This window comes from Streptomyces sp. NBC_00539, from assembly GCF_036346105.1.
Taxonomy (GTDB): domain Bacteria; phylum Actinomycetota; class Actinomycetes; order Streptomycetales; family Streptomycetaceae; genus Streptomyces.
Map to the genome: position 1 here is coordinate 248300 of NZ_CP107812.1, position 16628 is coordinate 264927.

The 16628-nt window shown below is 72.3% G+C and carries 19 protein-coding genes and 1 pseudogene; 4 read left to right on the top strand and 16 right to left on the bottom strand.

Annotated elements, in window-relative coordinates; genetic code table 11:
* Positions 1 to 34: 34 nt before the first annotated feature.
* The 5 genes from OG861_RS33195 to OG861_RS33215 form a co-directional block, all read right to left on the bottom strand.
* Positions 35 to 367 (bottom strand): TcmI family type II polyketide cyclase, encoded by a 333-nt coding sequence (locus OG861_RS33195; RefSeq protein ID WP_190187511.1) that lies wholly within the window; start codon positions 365 to 367, stop codon positions 35 to 37.
* A gap of 33 nt (positions 368 to 400) precedes the next feature.
* Positions 401 to 1066, bottom strand: a complete 666-nt coding sequence (locus tag OG861_RS33200; RefSeq protein WP_330262000.1) for a TetR/AcrR family transcriptional regulator C-terminal domain-containing protein — start codon at positions 1064 to 1066, stop codon at positions 401 to 403.
* Between the two features lie 71 nt (positions 1067 to 1137).
* A complete protein-coding gene (locus tag OG861_RS33205; protein WP_329203021.1) occupies positions 1138 to 2607 on the bottom strand; it encodes an FAD-dependent monooxygenase in 1470 nt (489 codons plus the stop codon).
* Positions 2608 to 2810: 203 nt separating this feature from the next.
* Entirely contained in the window at positions 2811 to 3647 is an 837-nt protein-coding gene (locus tag OG861_RS33210; RefSeq protein ID WP_329203019.1) for a hypothetical protein, read from the bottom strand.
* Positions 3648 to 3700: 53 nt separating this feature from the next.
* Complete coding sequence (locus tag OG861_RS33215) at positions 3701 to 4471, bottom strand: response regulator transcription factor (protein WP_329203017.1); 771 nt, start codon at positions 4469 to 4471, stop codon at positions 3701 to 3703.
* Between the two features lie 251 nt (positions 4472 to 4722).
* Between OG861_RS33215 and OG861_RS33220 the strand changes: the two genes are divergently transcribed.
* On the top strand, positions 4723 to 5322 hold the full coding sequence (locus OG861_RS33220) for a ScbR family autoregulator-binding transcription factor (RefSeq protein WP_329203015.1): 600 nt from the start codon (positions 4723 to 4725) through the stop codon (positions 5320 to 5322).
* A gap of 43 nt (positions 5323 to 5365) precedes the next feature.
* Here the strand turns inward: OG861_RS33220 and OG861_RS33225 are convergent, their stop codons facing one another.
* From OG861_RS33225 to OG861_RS33250, 6 genes are all read right to left on the bottom strand, one after another.
* Positions 5366 to 6361, bottom strand: coding sequence for a cyclase (locus OG861_RS33225; protein ID WP_329203012.1), 996 nt, complete (start codon positions 6359 to 6361; stop codon positions 5366 to 5368).
* A 74-nt stretch (positions 6362 to 6435) separates the two neighbouring features.
* Positions 6436 to 6699, bottom strand: a complete 264-nt coding sequence (locus tag OG861_RS33230; RefSeq protein ID WP_329203010.1) for an actinorhodin polyketide synthase — start codon at positions 6697 to 6699, stop codon at positions 6436 to 6438.
* A gap of 158 nt (positions 6700 to 6857) precedes the next feature.
* On the bottom strand, positions 6858 to 7679 hold the full coding sequence (locus OG861_RS33235) for an AfsR/SARP family transcriptional regulator (protein WP_329203008.1): 822 nt from the start codon (positions 7677 to 7679) through the stop codon (positions 6858 to 6860).
* A 207-nt stretch (positions 7680 to 7886) separates the two neighbouring features.
* Positions 7887 to 8723: an AfsR/SARP family transcriptional regulator gene (locus tag OG861_RS33240; protein WP_329203005.1), complete on the bottom strand. Its 837-nt coding sequence runs from the start codon at positions 8721 to 8723 to the stop codon at positions 7887 to 7889.
* Between the two features lie 392 nt (positions 8724 to 9115).
* Complete coding sequence (locus OG861_RS33245) at positions 9116 to 9778, bottom strand: ScbR family autoregulator-binding transcription factor (protein WP_329203003.1); 663 nt, start codon at positions 9776 to 9778, stop codon at positions 9116 to 9118.
* A 101-nt stretch (positions 9779 to 9879) separates the two neighbouring features.
* Positions 9880 to 10581: a ScbR family autoregulator-binding transcription factor gene (locus OG861_RS33250; RefSeq protein WP_329203001.1), complete on the bottom strand. Its 702-nt coding sequence runs from the start codon at positions 10579 to 10581 to the stop codon at positions 9880 to 9882.
* Between the two features lie 606 nt (positions 10582 to 11187).
* On the opposite strand from OG861_RS33250, the gene OG861_RS33255 reads away from it, so the two are divergent.
* Positions 11188 to 12267, top strand: a complete 1080-nt coding sequence (locus OG861_RS33255) for a ScbA/BarX family gamma-butyrolactone biosynthesis protein (RefSeq protein ID WP_329202998.1) — start codon at positions 11188 to 11190, stop codon at positions 12265 to 12267.
* Positions 12268 to 12668: 401 nt separating this feature from the next.
* On the opposite strand, the pseudogene OG861_RS33260 reads toward OG861_RS33255, so the two are convergent.
* Positions 12669 to 13190 (bottom strand): annotated as a pseudogene (locus OG861_RS33260) (NAD-dependent epimerase/dehydratase family protein); the annotation flags it as partial.
* Positions 13191 to 13330: 140 nt separating this feature from the next.
* Here OG861_RS33260 and OG861_RS33265 point away from each other — a divergent pair.
* Positions 13331 to 13816 (top strand): GNAT family N-acetyltransferase, encoded by a 486-nt coding sequence (locus OG861_RS33265; RefSeq protein ID WP_329202996.1) that lies wholly within the window; start codon positions 13331 to 13333, stop codon positions 13814 to 13816.
* 39 nt (positions 13817 to 13855) lie between these two features.
* Here OG861_RS33265 and OG861_RS33270 read toward each other — a convergent pair whose 3' ends face one another.
* The 4 genes from OG861_RS33270 to OG861_RS33285 form a co-directional block, all read right to left on the bottom strand.
* Positions 13856 to 14062 (bottom strand): DUF4287 domain-containing protein, encoded by a 207-nt coding sequence (locus OG861_RS33270; RefSeq protein ID WP_329202994.1) that lies wholly within the window; start codon positions 14060 to 14062, stop codon positions 13856 to 13858.
* A complete protein-coding gene (locus OG861_RS33275) occupies positions 14059 to 14652 on the bottom strand; it encodes a dihydrofolate reductase family protein (protein ID WP_329202992.1) in 594 nt (197 codons plus the stop codon). Before OG861_RS33275 ends, OG861_RS33270 begins: the two co-directional genes overlap by 4 nt.
* Positions 14653 to 14708: 56 nt before the next feature.
* A complete protein-coding gene (locus OG861_RS33280) occupies positions 14709 to 15392 on the bottom strand; it encodes a DUF998 domain-containing protein (protein WP_329202990.1) in 684 nt (227 codons plus the stop codon).
* Positions 15393 to 15546: 154 nt separating this feature from the next.
* Positions 15547 to 15954, bottom strand: a complete 408-nt coding sequence (locus tag OG861_RS33285) for an SgcJ/EcaC family oxidoreductase (protein WP_329202988.1) — start codon at positions 15952 to 15954, stop codon at positions 15547 to 15549.
* A gap of 59 nt (positions 15955 to 16013) precedes the next feature.
* Here OG861_RS33285 and OG861_RS33290 point away from each other — a divergent pair, with 59 nt between their 5' ends.
* Complete coding sequence (locus tag OG861_RS33290; RefSeq protein ID WP_329202986.1) at positions 16014 to 16553, top strand: flavoprotein; 540 nt, start codon at positions 16014 to 16016, stop codon at positions 16551 to 16553.
* Positions 16554 to 16628: the final 75 nt, after the last annotated feature.

Sequence of the window (16628 nt, forward strand, 5' to 3'; positions counted from 1 at the left end):
TACGGCCCTCCCCTCGTGTCGGTGTGGCGGCCGCTCACTCGGACGCCGTCCAGTCGTAGAAGCGCGTGGCCATGGCGTCGGCGGGGGTGCGCCAGGTCGCCGGGTCGTACGGCTGGATGAACGGCAGCAGGTCGTGGCTGATCTTCATGAAGCGGGGGTCGTTGCGGGACTCCTGGATGCGCCGGCCGCCGTCGTCCTCCGCGAAGTCCTGGAGGTGGAAGTAGAGGCCCTTGTACATGAACAGCCGGCGGCGCAGGGTGCCCATCCGCTGGGGCATGTCGGTCTGGTCGAACTCGGTGAAGAGACGGGCCACTTGCTCGCTGGACATGCTGTCCATCCGGGCCACGATCAGGTTGCTGTGCGTCATCTGGTCTCTCTCTTCCGTGCGTCGGGGAGCGGTTCAGGGGTGGTACAGGCGGATGAAGTCCGCGACGCCGTCGGCGATGAGCGCGTCGGCCTCGGCGCGCGGCACGGGCAGGGCGCCGAGGAAGGAGCGCTGCACGACACCGGAGGGGACCAGCAGGATGAAACGTTCCGCCGCCTGGTCGGCGTCGGGGATGTCGAGCAGTCCGCGGGCCGCGACGCCCCGCAGCCTGCGGGCCAGCTCGCGGCGTGCCTGGCGGGGGCCGGCCGCCTGCCACTTCTCGACGGCTTCGACCGGCAGCCGGGTCACCTCGGCGCTGACGTGGCGCACGATCGCGAAGTGCTCGCGGAACGCCTCCAGCGGCGCCAGCCAGGCCCGGCCCAGCGCGATGAGGTCCTGCTCCAGGTCGGTGATCTCCGCCAGGCAGCTCCCGGCGACCGCCGCGAGGGCGGCCGCGACGGAGACGGAGCTGTCCAGCAGCACGCCCACCAGCAGCTGTTCGTGGTCGGGGAAGCACCGCCGTACGGTGTCCAGCGGTACGCCCGCCTCGGCGGCCGTGGCCTCGGCGGTGCAGCGTCTCCAGCCCTCGCGGGCCAGCACGGTGCGGGCCGCCCTGACGATGGCGCGGCGGTCGTCGGCCGCTTCGTCCGACGGCCGGGGGGTGCGCTCAAGGGTGGCCGACGTCGCTCGCGGCAGTGCCATGTCCGGTTTCCTTTTCGTGACGTGCTCGTCCGGCCGGCGGGTGCGCCGGCCGGCAGGTGGTGCGGGCGTCGTCAGGGAGTGCCGAACCAGCGTTCCAGCGCCATGGGCAGGTCGTGGTGGCTGCCGGGCGCCGCCCAGGCCACGTACCCGTCGGGGCGGATCAGCAGGGCCGTGGTGTCGCGCAGTTCCCCGTCCTGCGGGTTGCCGCGCGGCCTGGCGGTGACGATGTCGACCCGGTCGGCCCAGGCCGTGGCGCGCTGACGCAGCCGCGGGTTGTCCGCGAGGTCGAGGAGCACCCCGCGGGCGGGGTGCAGCAGCTGCGTGCTGGAGGTGGCGGGGCCCGGGCCGGCCAGCTCCAGGTGCGGCATGCGCCGGCCCAGCAGCGGGTGGGTGCCCTTGCCGACGTCGTAGGCGATCTCCAGACCGCTGACCATGGCGGCGAGGTGGCGCGCCACGTCCTCGTACGCCATGAGTTCCCCGAGGGTGTCGCGCAGCGGCTGCACCTCGGCGCCGCTGAGGAACAGCAGTCCCTGGGCGCGGGTGTTCATCAGCAGCCGGCGGCCGACGGGGTGCCGCTCGTCGTGGTAGGTGTCGAGCAGGGCGGCCGGGGCGTCGCCGCGGGCCACGGCGGCGAGTTTCCAGCCCAGGTTCACGGCGTCCTGGATGCCGGTGTTCATGCCCTGACCGCCGGCGGGGAGGTGGATGTGCGCCGCGTCGCCGGCCAGCAGTACGCGGCCGCGCCGGTACTCGCTCGCCTGCCGGGCGGCGTCGCCGAAGGCGCTCACCCACACCGGCTCGGCGGCGGAGATGTCCTCGCCGGTGAGCCGCTGCCAGGCGGCCGCGACCTCCGCGAAGGGCGGCGGGCCCTCGCGCCGGCGCGGCGGTGTGCCGCGTTCGCAGACGATGATCCGGGTGACGCCGCCGGGCAGCGGTCCCACCATCACCATGCCGCCGGGCAGGGTCTCGCCGATCATGCGCGGCTTGAGCTCGACGCCCTTGACGTCGGCGAGGTACATCTCCATCGTCGCCGCCGTGCCGGGGAAGTCGAACCCGGCCGCCTTGCGCACGGTGCTGCGCCCGCCGTCGCATCCCACCAGGTAGGCGGCGCGCAGGGGGTGCGTCCCGGCGGGGCCGCGCACCTCCACCTCGACGCCGTCGCCGTCGTCGCGTACGGAGAGCACCTCGTGGCCGCGCCGGAGGTCGGCCCCGAGGCCGGTGGCCCATTCCTCCAGGCGGCTCTCCGTGACCGACTGCGGCACCGTTTTGGCGGCGCGGCACGTCGTTTCGCCGAGCACGCCGAAGTCCAGGGGCAGGCCGCCGAAGTGGCCGAGCGTGCTGGTCTCGATCTCGCCGAACCGGGCGAGGAGGCCGCGCTGGTCGAAGGTCTCCAGGGTGCGGGCGGTGAAGCCGAGGCCGCGCGATTCCCCGGTGCGCCGCTCCAGCCGCTCCAGAACGACGACGTCGACCCCCGCGAGCCGCAGTTCGCCGGCGAGCATCATTCCCGTGGGTCCGGCGCCGACGACGATGACCGGTGCGTCCATCACGTCTCCTTGAATTCGCCTCCGGAGACAGTGCACCGGATCTTGACTACAAGGTTCTTCGGATGCGAACGGGCATTCAATGGCGCTGGATTCAGGACTCGGTCAGGTTCCACAAGAGCCGGTCCGCAGCCTCGGAGGACGGCCAAGAGCATGTCAAGGCAAGGTCAGGGGCACGGCCCCGGACCCTGCGCGGGCGGGTGGGGTCAGCGGCGGGCGGCGCGGCGGCTGAAGCAGGAGCGGACGTCGCTCTCGTTGTAGTACGTGCGCCCGGCGCGGTTGCGGCGGCGCCAGCGCTCCTCGCTCGCCAGCCGGTAGACCGTGCCCATCGGCACCTGCCACAGCTGCGCGATGTCGGCGCCGGCCAGCCAGCGTTCGGCGGGCGGGGCGCCGCCCGCCGGCCGTTCGGAGTCGGCGCCGTCCAGGCAGTCGCTCAGCTCGCTCCACCGGTCGCTGGTCCAGCGGTGGGCCGGATCGGCGTCGCACACGATCGCCCGGCCGGCGTCCCGCTCGCCCCCGCGGGCGGCGAGGGCGAGGGCTCCGGCGCACTCCGGTTCCGGGCAGGCGCCCAGCCGGATGCGGCGGGCGGGGTCGGGGAAGGCGGCGCGGCGCCCGGCCCGTACCAGGCGGGCCACCTCCTCGCTGGCCTCGGCCGCGGCCGGGTGCGCGGCGAGCCAGTCCGTGTGGCGGAGCAGGAAGGAGGTGAGGGCGGTGGCGGTACGGGGCGGCGCGGCCAGCCCGCGCTGCTGGGCGACCAGGCCGCTCCACGAGCCGAGGACGGAGACGATGCGCGCCCGTACGTCGGCGGCGGCGCCGTTGAACGGCAGGCCGGGGAGGTCACCGCCGGTGGTGCGTTCGCGCAGGCTGCCGGGGGCGCCGCCGCCGAGCATCCGGCCGCACTCCTCGTAGAGGTGCGCCAGTTCGGCGAGTCCCGCGGCGAGGTGGTCCCGGCACTGGCGGCACAGCCGGGTGCCCGCGGACGTGCGCCGCCGCGTGTGGCCGCCGCGGCAGCCCTCGCCGTGGCACAGAGCCGTCACCGTCATGTCGTTCCCCCTTCTGCTGGCGCGCCGGGTCCGGGTGCTGTCGTGGACCTGTTTCAGCCGTGGCCGAACCGGAAGCCGACGCCGCGGACCGTGATGATCCAGCCGGCGCCGATCTTGTTGCGCAACGTGCTGACGTGCGTGTCGACGGTCCGGCGCGACCAGGAATCGCCCCAGACCTGCTCCATGAGGAGCTTGCGCGGAATGACGGTGCCGGGGTGGGAGGCCAGGAGGTAGAGCATGTCGAACTCCTTGCGGGTGGTCTCGACGGGCTCCCCGTCCAAGGTGACCTCCCGGGTCCCCGCGTCGATCCGCAGCGGTCCGGCGGTGATGGCCGCGGCCACGGGACGCGGCGGGCGGGCCCGGCGCATGACGGCTTCCATCCGGGCCATCAGCTCGCGGAACCCGTAGGGCTTGACCAGGTAGTCGTCCGCGCCGGCCTGGAGGCCGAGTACGCGGTCCAGTTCGCTGCCCCGGGCGGTCACCGCGATCACGGCGATCTCGTGGGCGGAACGGATGCCCCGGCAGACCTCCAGCCCGTCCAGGTCCGGCAGTTCCAGGTCGAGCAGGACGAGGTCGGCGTCGGTGTAGCTGCGCAGCGCCTCGCTGCCGGTGGCGACGATGTCGACCTCGTGCCCGTGGCGCCGCAGGCCGCGCGCCAGGGTCTCGGCCTCGACGGCGTTGCTCTCGACGATGAGAATGCGCCACAGCGCCGACTGGGCGGGGCCGCTCGCCTGCGTCCTCAAACCCTCCGCGAGGGAGAGCCCTCCGTTCACTTGCGCAGCGACCGTGTGAGGTTCCAGCACAGCCATGGAACGCTGGTTCATCTGCCCCCCGTCCTCAAGCTCAGTTGAGTCAACGTCAACGAACATACAAACCGCTTCGTCGGTTTGTCAAAGATCTGATTACCCCTCAAACCCTGTCGAGATATGCAGGAAACGGGTCAAAGAGGGAGGGCGACGCAGGCAGACTTCCACGCGCCTCTCGGGTAATCCACCCACCTTGCCGGAGCACACGGTGCTGGACAATACCAACGAGACGGTTTAATAAGGGAGTAACTGTCATAGGAGCAAGCGTGATGAAACAGGAGCGCGCCCTCCGGACCCGCCAGGCCCTGATCAAGTCAGCGGCCACGGTGTTCGGACGGCGCGGATACGCGGAGGCGACGCTGAACATGATCAGCGCGGGAGCGGGAGTGACCCCGGGCGCCTTGCACTTCCACTTCGAGAACAAGGCGGCGGTCGCGGCGGCCGTCGAGGCCGCGGCGGCCGGCTCCCTGCGCACCGTGGCCCACGAGGTGTACGCGCGCCGGACCTCGGCCCTCCAGGCCCTCGCTGAAAGCTCACTGGCGCTCGCCCACGCGCTCCTGTCCGACGTGGTGGCCCGGGCGGGCTTCCAGCTCGGCCACGAGGTCCTGTACCCGACGGTGTACGACCTGCGCGAGGAGTGGCACGCCTACGTGCACCGGCTGCTCAAGGAAGCGGACGCCGAGGACGCGCTGCTGCCCGGCCTGTGCCGGCGGCACGCCGCGGCGATGGTGGTGGCGGCGACCGTCGGCTTCGAGGTGCTGGGCCGGGACGACCCGAAGTGGCTCTCCCGGCGCACCCTGACCGGCTTCTGGCAGGTGGTACTGCCCTGCCTGGCGGACCCGGGGGCGCTGCGCGAGCTGGACCTCTGAAAGCGCCTCGGGGCATCCGTACGGGGCCGCCGCAAGCCCGGTCTCACACCGAGCGCAGGGTGCGGGACGCCCCGCCCGCCGGCTGCCCCGCGGGACCCAGGACGGCCGCGCTCTGGCGCCCGAGCAGCTCGCGCACGTGGCGGCGCGCCGACGCCAGGTCCGCGCCCGGCCCCAGCACCTGCTCCACCGCCCGGCCGTCCAGCAGGACGGAGTGCCGGGACACCACCGTGCACCCGGCCACCGGATCGGGCAGCACCGACCACTCGCCGGTGTGAGCGGCCAGCAGCGGGTGCGGCCGGGTCTGCTTGTGGACGATGCGTCCGGCCGCCGGGAAGCACACCCGCACCGACTCCGTGGTGTACGCGGAGCCGCTGCCGTCCAGCTGGACCAGGGCGGCGCGCTGTACGCCGGGCCGCTCCTCGGTAACGTCGGCGCGCACGACGTGCGGGACCCGGCCGGGCCAGGAGCCCACGCCGTACAGGAACTCCAGGAGCTGTCCGCCCGGTCCGGGCACCCGTACGCGGTCCTCGAAGGTCATCAGCAGCCCGTCGAGGGCCGTCCAGCGCCCGGCCGCCGCCCCGAGTCCGTCCAGTGCGGCGCGGGCGGCGCGCCCGGCGGCCGCGAGCGCCCGCTCCGTGGCCGCCGTCCGGGCCCCGGACAGGGTGCTCTCCTGCGCCAGCGTCAGTCTCGACCAGCCCGGCGCCAGTTCGCTCACCTCCAGCCCACCGGAGACGGAGGTGAAGGGGGCCTGCGGATCCTCCTGGTGGAAGCCGGCCCGCAGCGCGCCCGCGTCGAGGGTCCGGAGCCAGCGCGAGGACGTCACGGCGCTCCCCCCGGGGACGGCGGACCACAGGCAGAACCTGTCGCGGTCGCCGTCGGCGTCCAGCGGCTCGACGTGCAGGGCGTGTGGCAGGAACAGCGGCCAGTGGGTGGTGTCGGCGACCAGCGCGTACAGGACACCGGCCGGGGCGGCGGCATCGACCGCACACGACGTCCGGTGCTGCGCCGGCCCCGAAGGCCGTACCGGCTTCAAAGACATCGGACACCTCCTCCAACGCTTGACGCAGACCTTGTCCGAAGCCGCTGGAGCTTCGCATGAGCCCCGCTGGAGGGTCAGACGGCGGCGCGGGCGCCCAGCACGCTGTTGACGAGGGCGAGGTAGCGCCTGGGGGTGTCGGCGAGTTCGAGCAGCTCGCCGTCGAGGAGGAGGTCGAACTTCCGCTCGATGTAGCCGGTGGTCTGCAGGACCGAGAGACAGTCGTAGCCGAGTTCCACCCAGTAGAGGTCGAGGGCGTCCTCGTTCAGCTCGACGCCTTCCTCCTCGCCTCCCCAGAACCGCAGGATGCGGGTCAGGTCGGTGAGTTCGAGCCGGTCCATGGCCTACCTTCCTCCTCCTGCGGGAGCGGCCTCCCCGCCCCCTCGGCCCTGACACGGCGTGCCGGGCCGAGCAGAGTCTGGGCGCGCGCGGTCGAGCCCTCCTCGAGCGCCCGTGCCGCGCCGCTCGAGCACCGCCGCCCGTGCGGCGGCCGTCCGGCTTACGCCGCGTACAGGTCGAAGGTCGAGCTGCGGCGCGGGCCCGCCGCCACGTCCAGGGCGGGGTCCACCCGCAGCATCGCCTGGTGCAGGCGCTGGAGCTGGTGCGAGGGCTCCACCCCGAGGTCGTCGATCAGCCGGGTGCGCAGCCTGCGGTAGACGTCCAGTGCGGTGGCCTGCCGGCCCGAGCGGTAGAGCGCCACCATGGCCTGGGAGTGCAGGCCCTCGTGCTGGGGGTGGCGGGCCATCAGCTCCGTCAGCTCGGCCAGCAGTTCGGTGTGCCGCCCGAGTCTCAGGTCCACGTCGATGCGCCGCTCGGTGGTCACCAGCCGGCTCTCCGCCAGCCGCAGCACCTCGATCTCCAGGACCGGTCCGACCCGTACGTCGACCAGCGCCGGCCCCTCCCACAGCGCGAGCGCCTTGCGCAGCAGGCCGGCGGCGCGTTCGTCGTCCCCGGCTTCGAAGGCGCCCTGGCCGTCGGCCACGAGCCGCTCGTACTCGTGGACGTCGACGCTCTCCGGCGGGATCTGGAGCAGGTAGCCGCCGTGCCGGGTGGTGAGCACGTCCTTGGCGGAGCCGGGGGCTCCGGGACCCATGGCCGTCCCGAGCCGCCGGCGCAGCTGGAGGATGTACGTCTGCAAGGTGGTGAGCGCGCTCTGCGGCGGTTCGCTGCCCCAGATCTCTTCCATGAGGGTGGGGATCGGCGCCACCCGGCCGGGGTGGAGCGCGAGGAGCGCCAGGATCTGGCGCGGCTTGCCCGCCGTAGGAACGATCGATCCCCCGTTGACTTCTGCGTTCAACGGTCCCAGAACCTGAATCTTCACGGTCTCCCGTCTCCCCTCCGGAATGGGTCGAGATGCTCACGGCTGTCAGCATTCGACGCGAGCACGGTAGCGGCGCGGTGTGCGATGTCCCCGAAATCTCCAGCCGCTGTCGAGCGGCGCTCCGAGGGCGCTGGGGCGGACCGTCGGCCCGGAGGGGCCGTCGCTCCGCCGGCCGTCAGCCCGTAGGGGCCCTCGTCCCGCGGGCCGTCAGCCCGCGGGGACCAGCCGCTTGCGCGCCGGGCGCGCCGTCTCCTCCTGCGCGTCGGCGGCGTTCTCGGGGTCGGCCAGCAGGATCGAGCGCTGGAGCGCGCGCAGGGCGCCCGAGGGTTCGATGCCCAGCTCCTCGACGAGGTTGGTGCGCAGCCGCTGGTAGGCGGTGAGCGCCTCGCCGCGGCGTCCCGAGCGGTGCAGGGCCAGCATGAACTGGCCGTGGAGGTTCTCGTGGGTGCGGTAACGGCTGGCCAGGACGGTGAGTTCGGCGAGCAGCTCCCGGTGGCGGCCGAGCCGCAGGTCCGCCTCGATGCGCCGGTCCAGGGCGCACAGCCGGGTCTCCTCCAGCCGCCAGGTCTCCATGTCCAGCTGTACGCCGCCCGCCACGTCGGCGAACGCGGGCCCGGACCACAGGGCCAGCGCCTCGCGCAGCAGCCGCGCCGCGGTGCGGTGGTCACCGGCGTCCATGGCGCGGTAGCCGAGGCCCGCGAGCCGGTCGAACTCGCGGACGTCGCTGGTGCCGCCGCCGCTGTTCAGCTGGTAGCCGCCGGGCAGGGTGACGAGGACGTCCTTGGCCGTGCGCGTGCCCTCGCCGCCCCGTTCGAGGGCGGTGGTGATGAGCGAGCGGAGCTGGAGCACGTACGTCTGCAAGGTGGTGCGGGCGCTGCGCGGCGGTTCGCCGCCCCACAGCTCCTCTATCAGCGCGGACACCGGGACCACGCGGTCGGCGTGCAGGGCCAGCAGCGCGAGCACCTGCCGGGGCTTGGCGGCGGTCGGGGTGATGGAGACGCCGTTCTCCCGTACCACCAGTGCGCCCAGTACTTCGATGTCCACGACGTGCTCCCCCTGCTTTGGTCCTGGATGAGTCCTTGAGTCCCGCTGGAATGAGGAAAAAACAGCATCGCCGGTTTGTCAATACCAGACCGTTCGTACTGTTTCGAACCGGACACTGTCCGGAATGCTTCCTCTAGGGCTCTGACCTGCTCGTTCACGCCTCTGGGGCCCTCTCGGCGCCGGCGCGGCCCATGAAAAATCCCTTCGGGGAGAATCCCGAAGGGAGGGCGAAACGGGCCGGAACCCGACCGCGCGGTCCGGTCACGGGCTCCGGTCGCCCGGAGCGGTGCGCCGCGTCGGGGCGGGTGTCGTGCGGCCGTTGGGGCCCGTGGGACAGGTGGGGCCCCAACGGCCCGCACGGCCCGAGTGACCCCGAGCGGCCGGTGCCGGCCTCAAGAGGCCTTGGCGGACCGGGCGCCGGACGAAGTGCCCGACCCTCCTGCCAGTACGTCGCCGAGCCGGTGGGGGGCCACCAGCTGGGGCAGCATCAGGTTCCAGTACCGGGTGAGCGAGGAACGGGAGGACCACTCGCGCCGGTCGGCCCCGAGCACTTCGAAGCCGACGATCGCCGCCACGACGGCCGCGGCCGCGTCCTGCGGCGACACCCTGTCGGCCAGCAGCCCTTCGGCCGCCGCTTCGCGGAACATGGTCTCGACCCACCGCTGCCACTGCCGGCGCACCGCCCAGCCGCGCTCGCGGCCCACCGCCGACCGGGCGCCGTTGCCCGCGACCAGTCCGAACGCCGCGCTGACGACGGCGTCCCGGGCCAGCAGGGCCACCAGGTCATGGGTCGAGTCGATCAGCAACTGGAGGGAGTTGGATCCGGCGACCCGTGACACGGTGATCGTCCGCAGGGACTCCGCGGCCCGTTCGACCACCGCGTCGGCCAGGGCGGTCTTGCTCCCGAAATGGAAGTGCAGCCCGCCCGTGCTGACCCCGGCCCGCTTGCTGATGGTGGCGATGGAGGCGGTTTCGTACCCCTCCTCCGCGAACACCTCTGCTGCCGCGCGGACCAGACCTTCGCGCGTACGGGCCGCGCGCTCCTGCTTCACCATGACATCTCCACAAACCGTACCAGCGGTTTGCCCCAGGGAACGTGTGGATCATGATGGTCGGCCGGGCCGGACGAGCCGGCCCGGAGTCCCGCTCGACCGGCTCAGGAGGCCAACGATTCCCTGACCGGGGCCTGGTCCACCTCCACCTCTTCCCCGAGGGCCAGTTCCAACGCCCGGATCTCCGCCACGACCCGGTCCCCGCGGTCGGCCGCCATGTCCAGGCGGGCGAGCACGGCGGGCGTCGCGATGCTGGGGTAGAGGTGCTGGTAGAACGAGGCCACCCGGTATTCGAGGTCGGCCCGGCCGGTCAGCGTCTGGGAGTACAGCTGCACGCCGGCCCAGCCGGCGGAGATGATCCAGGCGGCTTCGGCGGGTTCCACGTGCGGGAGCAGTTCGCCCTGTGCCTTCGCCTGCGTCAGCCGGTCCTCGGTGACCTCGATCCAGGCGGGCACCGATCCCCCGCCGAAGATCTCCCTCATGTCGGGCCCCAGGGACAGCCGGGCGCCGGCACTGAGCATGGGGTGGCGCCGCATCCGGTGACCGAGCACCATGCCGACGTCGAACAGTTCCTGGAGCTTGCTCTCACGCGGGGGGACACCGCCTTCGGCCATCTGCTCGTCGAGGACGCCCTGGGCCAGCTCCTGCTTGGAGGAGAAGTGGAAGTACAGGGCGCCCTTGGTGACGCCCGCCCGGGCGAGGATGTCCGCGATCGTCGCCGCCTCGTAGCCCCGCTCGTCGAAGACGGCGGCGGCCGCCTCCAAGATTGCGCGCCGCGTGCGGACCGCACGCTCTTGCCGTGCCACGATGCCTCCGGTGATGTTGGGAAACCGACCAAGGGGCCCTCTCTGGAGATGCCCCGCCCCCCCACCATAAAAAGAACCAGAAGGTCCGTATTTTATCAACCCCAGCTAGGTAACAACCTGGAGTTCGAGGCGCTTTCATCGACGCGCCTCCTGCCTGTCGCCTCGCTCCACACGAGAACCGGGCACCCTCTTCCGGCGGGAACCCCTTCCCCGACCGTTGAAGACGTTACTAAACCGCTTGATCGGTTTGTTAGTCGCCCAAGAGTCGCGACCGAAGCGCTCCCGAACATGCCCGTCACGACCACTCTCCGCAGGCGGCAGGGGGTGCGGACTTTTGGCGCGATCACGTCCCGCAGCGGCGCCCGAGGAGCGGAATACCCCCTCCCACTTGGGACGGGACCTCCCGGTCCCACGCAGTGCGATCAGTTCGTAACGTGCCTGGTAGGGGTCGGGTTGGGGTGCTCCCACCCCTCGGTGGGAGGACCCCCGCGACACCGCCCATGTAACAACTGGGCGTACGAAGTACCTTGCAAACAAAACCGGAGAGTACGTATCTTGCGTGACCAGGAGCACCCCAACCGTCGTTACGACTCTGTGGAGAGGTCAATGACCCTGCTGACGTTCCAGACCGACGCCCAGGTGCAACCCCTGTCTGGAACAGGAGCACCTTGGGCGCGCTGCAACGACCTTCCAGAGCTCACGAGCACGGTACCGAGGGAATACGTCCACCGGAGTTCCGTCGCGGAGGTGTTCCTGACCGGTTACCGTCGCATCGGGGACGACCTCTTCCTGCTCAACGGCCAGTGGCCCCGCGCCCACACCTTCTTCACCACCGCCGACGGCACCAGCCACGACCCCGTACAGGCCGGCGAGACCATCCGCCAGGCCGGGCTCCTGCTGTGCCACGCCGAGTACGGCGTACCGCTCGGGCACAACGCCCTGCTCTGGAACCTCGGCTTCAAGGCGGATCCCGAGGAGCTCTTCATAGGAACCCGCCCCACCGACCTGGAACTGATCGCCTCGTGCCGCGACTTCGCCTGGAAGGGCAACCGGTTCTCCGGCTTCCTCGAAGTGAGCATCCGCCGCGACGGCCGGGTGACGGCCACCGGCACGGCGTTCTTCAGCTTCGTCCCGCCCGCGGTCTACAGACGGTTGCGCGGCGAGTGCACCAGCAGTGCCAACGCGCCGGTGGTCCGGGCGACGCCGATCCCGGCGGTCGAGGCCGGCCGGCTGCTTCCGGTCGACGTCGTACTCGCCCCGTCCGGGGAATCGGGCCGCTGGCTGCTCAGCCCGCACCTGAGCCACCCGATCCTCTTCGAGCACGCCAATGACCACCACCCCGCGATGGTCCTGATCGAGGCGGCCCGGCAGGCCGCGTACAGCACCTTCGCCGCCGACTCGTTCACCGTCACGGGGATCGAGTCGTCCTTCCTCAACTACGCCGAGCTCGACGCCCCGTGCTGGATCGAGGCCGAGGTGGCCCCTTCAACGGACCCCTCCGTCCGCAGCGTGCAGGTGATCGGTCGTCAGGGCGACGTCAAGGTCTTCGAGGCGCTGGTGAGCGGTACGGTGTCCGCCGCCGGGTCCGCGCCCGTCAGCCTGTCCTCGGTCGGCCTGCCCGCCGGCGTCACCGCGGCGCCCGTCGACGTGGCGCCCCTCGCCGTCCCGGCGCTCGCCGCCCTCTGATCCCGGTACCAGGAGGCGTACCTCCCGAACGCCTCCCCCAGTCCCGGGCCCGGTCCGGTCCCCAGCAGCCTCCACAGCCGCCCGCTGTCGTACCAGTGGTCGACCGTGAGCAGGGACAGCCTGCGGCGCACCACGGGGTCGTCCGCGCCGCCCAGCAGCTCCAGCGCCTCCTCCGGGGTGACCTCGCCCTGCGGTAGCGGCACCTCCAGCGCCCGGGCCACGGCGGTGATCAGCTCACGGCAGGTGACCGGCTCCGGGTGGGAGGCGTGCAGCACCTGCCCGGCGGGCAGTCCGGGCAGCCGGGCCAGGTCCGCGACCGCCCCGGCCAGCGCGTCCACCGAGATCATCGACATCCGCGCGCGGCCGCCGTCCACCCAGTGCGGGAGCCGCACCATCAGGTCCGCGACCGCGGGGATCACCCAGGTGTCTCCGCGGCCGTAGACCAGATGCGGCCGCAGGACGGTACCCCCTGCCTCGAGCACCAGCCGCTCGCCGGCCAGCCGTGTGACGCTGGTCGGCGAGGAGGGCTCCTCGGCCAACACCCCCTCGGCTTCACCCCGGTGCGGTTCGTCCCGGTACACGGCGGCGGTGCCGAGGTGCACGAAGCGGCGTACGCCCGCCCGCGCGGCCTCGGCCAGCAGGGCGCGGGTGCCTTCGGTGTTGACCGCCCGGCACTGCTCCTGGGTGCCTCCGATGCGGGTCGCGAGGTGGACGACGGTGGTGACGCCGTCGCAGACCCCCCGCAGCGAGGCCGGGTCGGTGAGATCGCCGGTCACGGTCTCGACGGTCCGTGCACCGGCCCCGGAGCCGTCGCCGGGGCTGGGGCGGCGGTGGGTGAACAGCCGCAGCACGGGGGCGTCCGGGCCGGCGGTGCGCAGCCTCTGTGTCACGTGGGAGCCGACGAAGCCGGTGCCGCCCGTCACGAGGATCCGTTCGGGTATCAACGACAGCCTTTCGCCGGGGGGGTGGTGGGCGTGAACCGGGGTCCGGGACGTGCCCTCGTCCTGTCATACCCCATGCCGTGCCCGCTGATCACACCGCCGTAGGAAAGTAGGCTGAGAATATGACCAGCTCAACTCCCCGTCTGGCGCCGGTGACCCCCGACAACTTCGACGCCGTGTGCGCGATCCGGCTCCATCCGCATCAGGAGGGCTTCGTCTCCCCTGTCCTGAAATCGCTTGCCGAGGCGTACGTCTACGGGCCGCTCGCCTGGCCCCGGGCCATCGTCGACGGGGACGAAGTGGTGGGGTTCGTCATGGCGTTCCTGGACTTCGCCTGGGACGGGAACCCCGCCGACCGGCGCTCGGGACTGTGGCGCCTGAACATCTCCGCCCGGCACCAGGGCAAGGGCTACGGCCGCTTCGCGGTCGGGGCCGTCGCCGAGGAGGTCCGCCGCGCGGGCGGCTCGCGCCTGTACGTCACCTGGCACGCCGGTGAGCGCGGCCCCGAACCCTTCTACCTCGGCCTCGGCTTCCGCACCACGGGCGAACTCAGCGGCGCCCAACGCGTCGGCGTCCTAGACCTCCCGCCGTCCTCAGGGCCGGCCTAGGGCCCTGTCCGGGCGACCTCCTCGGGCCCGCACAGGGCCTTAGACGCCGCCGGCCAGGTGGTGGGCCACGAGGGCGTTGGCGTGGCCGTGTCCCAGCCCGTGCTCGGTCTTGAGCCAGGAGACCAGCTCCATGTGCTTCGTCAGCGGGGAGGTCCGCAGGAGCTCCTGCCACTCCGCGATCGGGCGGCCGTACTTGCGCTCGATGGACGGGAAGTAGCTCGCGGGTCCCTTCACCGGGGCGCTCATGCCGTCACCGGCCGGTAGGTGCAGACGTTCACGCCCGTGGAGCCGGTGACCACGGAGACCAGTTCCAGGGTGCGCAGGCCTCCGTCGTCCGGGAAGATCGACTTCCCGCCGCCGAGCAGCACCGGCATGACGACGAGCCGCAGTTCGTCGACCAGGCCCTCGCCGAGCAGGCTGCGCACGAGCGTGGGGCTGCCCATGACGAGCAGGTCGCCGCCGTCGGTGGCGCGCAGCTTCCCGATCCGGGCGACGGCCTCGGCGGCGGGGATGAGCCGGGTGTGCTCCCAGGTCAGGTCGGCTTCGCCGAGGGTGGCGGACACCACGTACTTGGGCAGGGAGTTCATCCGGTCCGCGAAGGGGTCCCCGGCCCGCTCGGGCCACGCCGCGGCCATCGTCTGCCACGTCCGGCGTCCGAACAGCAGCGCTTCGGCGCCGGCCACGGTGTCGGTGAAGGCGCCGCCGACCACTTCGGGGTCGAAGAACGGGTTCGACCAGCCGCCGTGGCCGAAGCCGCCGTCGCGGTCCTCGTCGGGGCCGCCCGGGGCCTGGACGACCCCGTCGAGGCTGATGAACTCGCTGATGACGATGCGCATGAGGGCAGTACTTCCGTTTCTCGGGATCTGAGTGGGTCTCACGAACGGTGGGTGCGCTACCGGGCCACGCCGTCCCCGGCGAGCCGGACGCACACGGCGGTCAGCCATGCCAGTCCGAGCACGGCGCCGGTGGTGAAGGCCAGGACGGTGACGGCGGAGGCCAGGAATCCGCCCGCCACCGCCACCGGTACGAGACGTGAGGCCACGGCCCAGCCACTCCGGCCGCGGGCGGTGAAGGTACGGCCCAGGACGACGAACGCGGCGCACAGCGCGAGGTAGCCCACCATGCCGCTGAGCATGTGAACGGCCCCGTGTCCGCTGAGCGTTGCGGCGGCCGCCTCCGGCGTCCCGGCGGGGAATCCGGCTCCGGGGTCGGCGTCGAAGGCCGCCGCGGCGAGGAACGAGGCGCCGAACACCCCGAGCAGGACGGGCACCCAGCGCTCCCCGGGCCCTGCGTGCAGCGCCCGCCGGGCACCCACCGCACCGGCGAGGACGAGCGCCCCGGTCAGCAGGAAGCCGGCCACCTGGACCCAGCCGAGGTCGCCGAGGCTGAGCTGGCTGAGGGCGTTCCGCCGGAAGTCGAAGCCCGGGCGGGTCAGCCCCTGGGCGACGCCCACGGTGACGAACAGCGGCCCGCCGGCGGCCCCGCAGGCCAGCAGGGCGCGCGTCCTGCGCTCCGAGGCCACGTCGTGCGTCCGCCTCGTGACCGCAGGGCGCGCGTCGTCGAGTGTCCCGCTCATCCTTGACTCCCCCTTCTACAATGTGGACGCCGTCCACATCCAGACAGCGGGAAGCCTACAAACAAATGTGCACGCTGTCCACATTGAATGTCCCGCTGCTCACAGGGATGGACCCGGCTCCCGCCCGAAACTCATCGGTCCGCGGTGAACAGGCCTAACCACCCCGCACTTCGGTGTTCTGGCAGGCGGTCAGCAGCCAACGCCCGTCGCCCTGCCGGGTCATCACGTACAGGGGCGCCCCCTCACTGCCGGCGCCCTCCGCCGGTGCGTACACCTGACGGACCTTCACGGCGGCCACGTCCGGCCGCAGGAACGCGGTGTGCGCCACCTCGTACGTCACCCGGCCGTCCCAGCTCGCGTTCGGGAGCACGGTGCGCGTGAACGCGGCGATCTCCTCGAAGCCGATCAGCACCTTGCCGTGGGCGGTGGTCCATATCGCGTCGGGGTGGAAGAGTGCGAGGAACCCCTCGGCGTCCTTCGCCCGCTGGGTGCGTTCGACGGTGGCGACGACCTCCGCGATGGCCTTGACCGCTGCGTTCCGCTCTTCGTTGTCGATGTCCATGACGCACACCCTGGACCCTCAAGCATGGTTGAGGTCAAGAAATATGATCACATGGCGGTATGACGAGGACTCTGCACCTGCTCTGCTCAGCCGCCCCGCCCGTCTTCGACGTGGCGCACGTCATCGAGGACGCCCAGTCGCGCGGCTGGGACGTGTGCCTCGGGCTCAGCCCGACGGCCGCGCACTGGGTGGCCGGAAGCCTCGACGGACTGGCCGCGCTCACCGGAAACCCCGTGCGGTGGCAGTACCCGCTGCCCGGTGAACCCGACCCGTGGCCGCCCGCCGACGCCGTGCTGTTCGCCCCCGCCACCTTCAACTCGCTCAACGCCTGGGCCCTCGGGCTCACCGACCGGTTCGTCGCCGGGGTCGCCGCCGAAGCCATCGGCCGGGGCACCCCGACGGTGGCCGTGCCCTGCCTGAGCCCCGCCCTCGCGGCGCATCCCCGCTTCGAGCTGTCCCTGAGCGTGCTGCGGGGCGCGGGCGTCGAGCTCCTGTACGGCGAGACCGCCCCCGTCCCGCCCGCCGAGGGCACCCCCGCCTTCCCCTGGGCCCCGGCCCTGGACGCGGTGGACCGGGCCACGACCCGCCCGGCCCCGTAACCGGCCACCGGATCACGGATCACGGATCACGGAGCCGGGGTCACCGGATCACGGGGCCACGGGGGCTACGGGGCT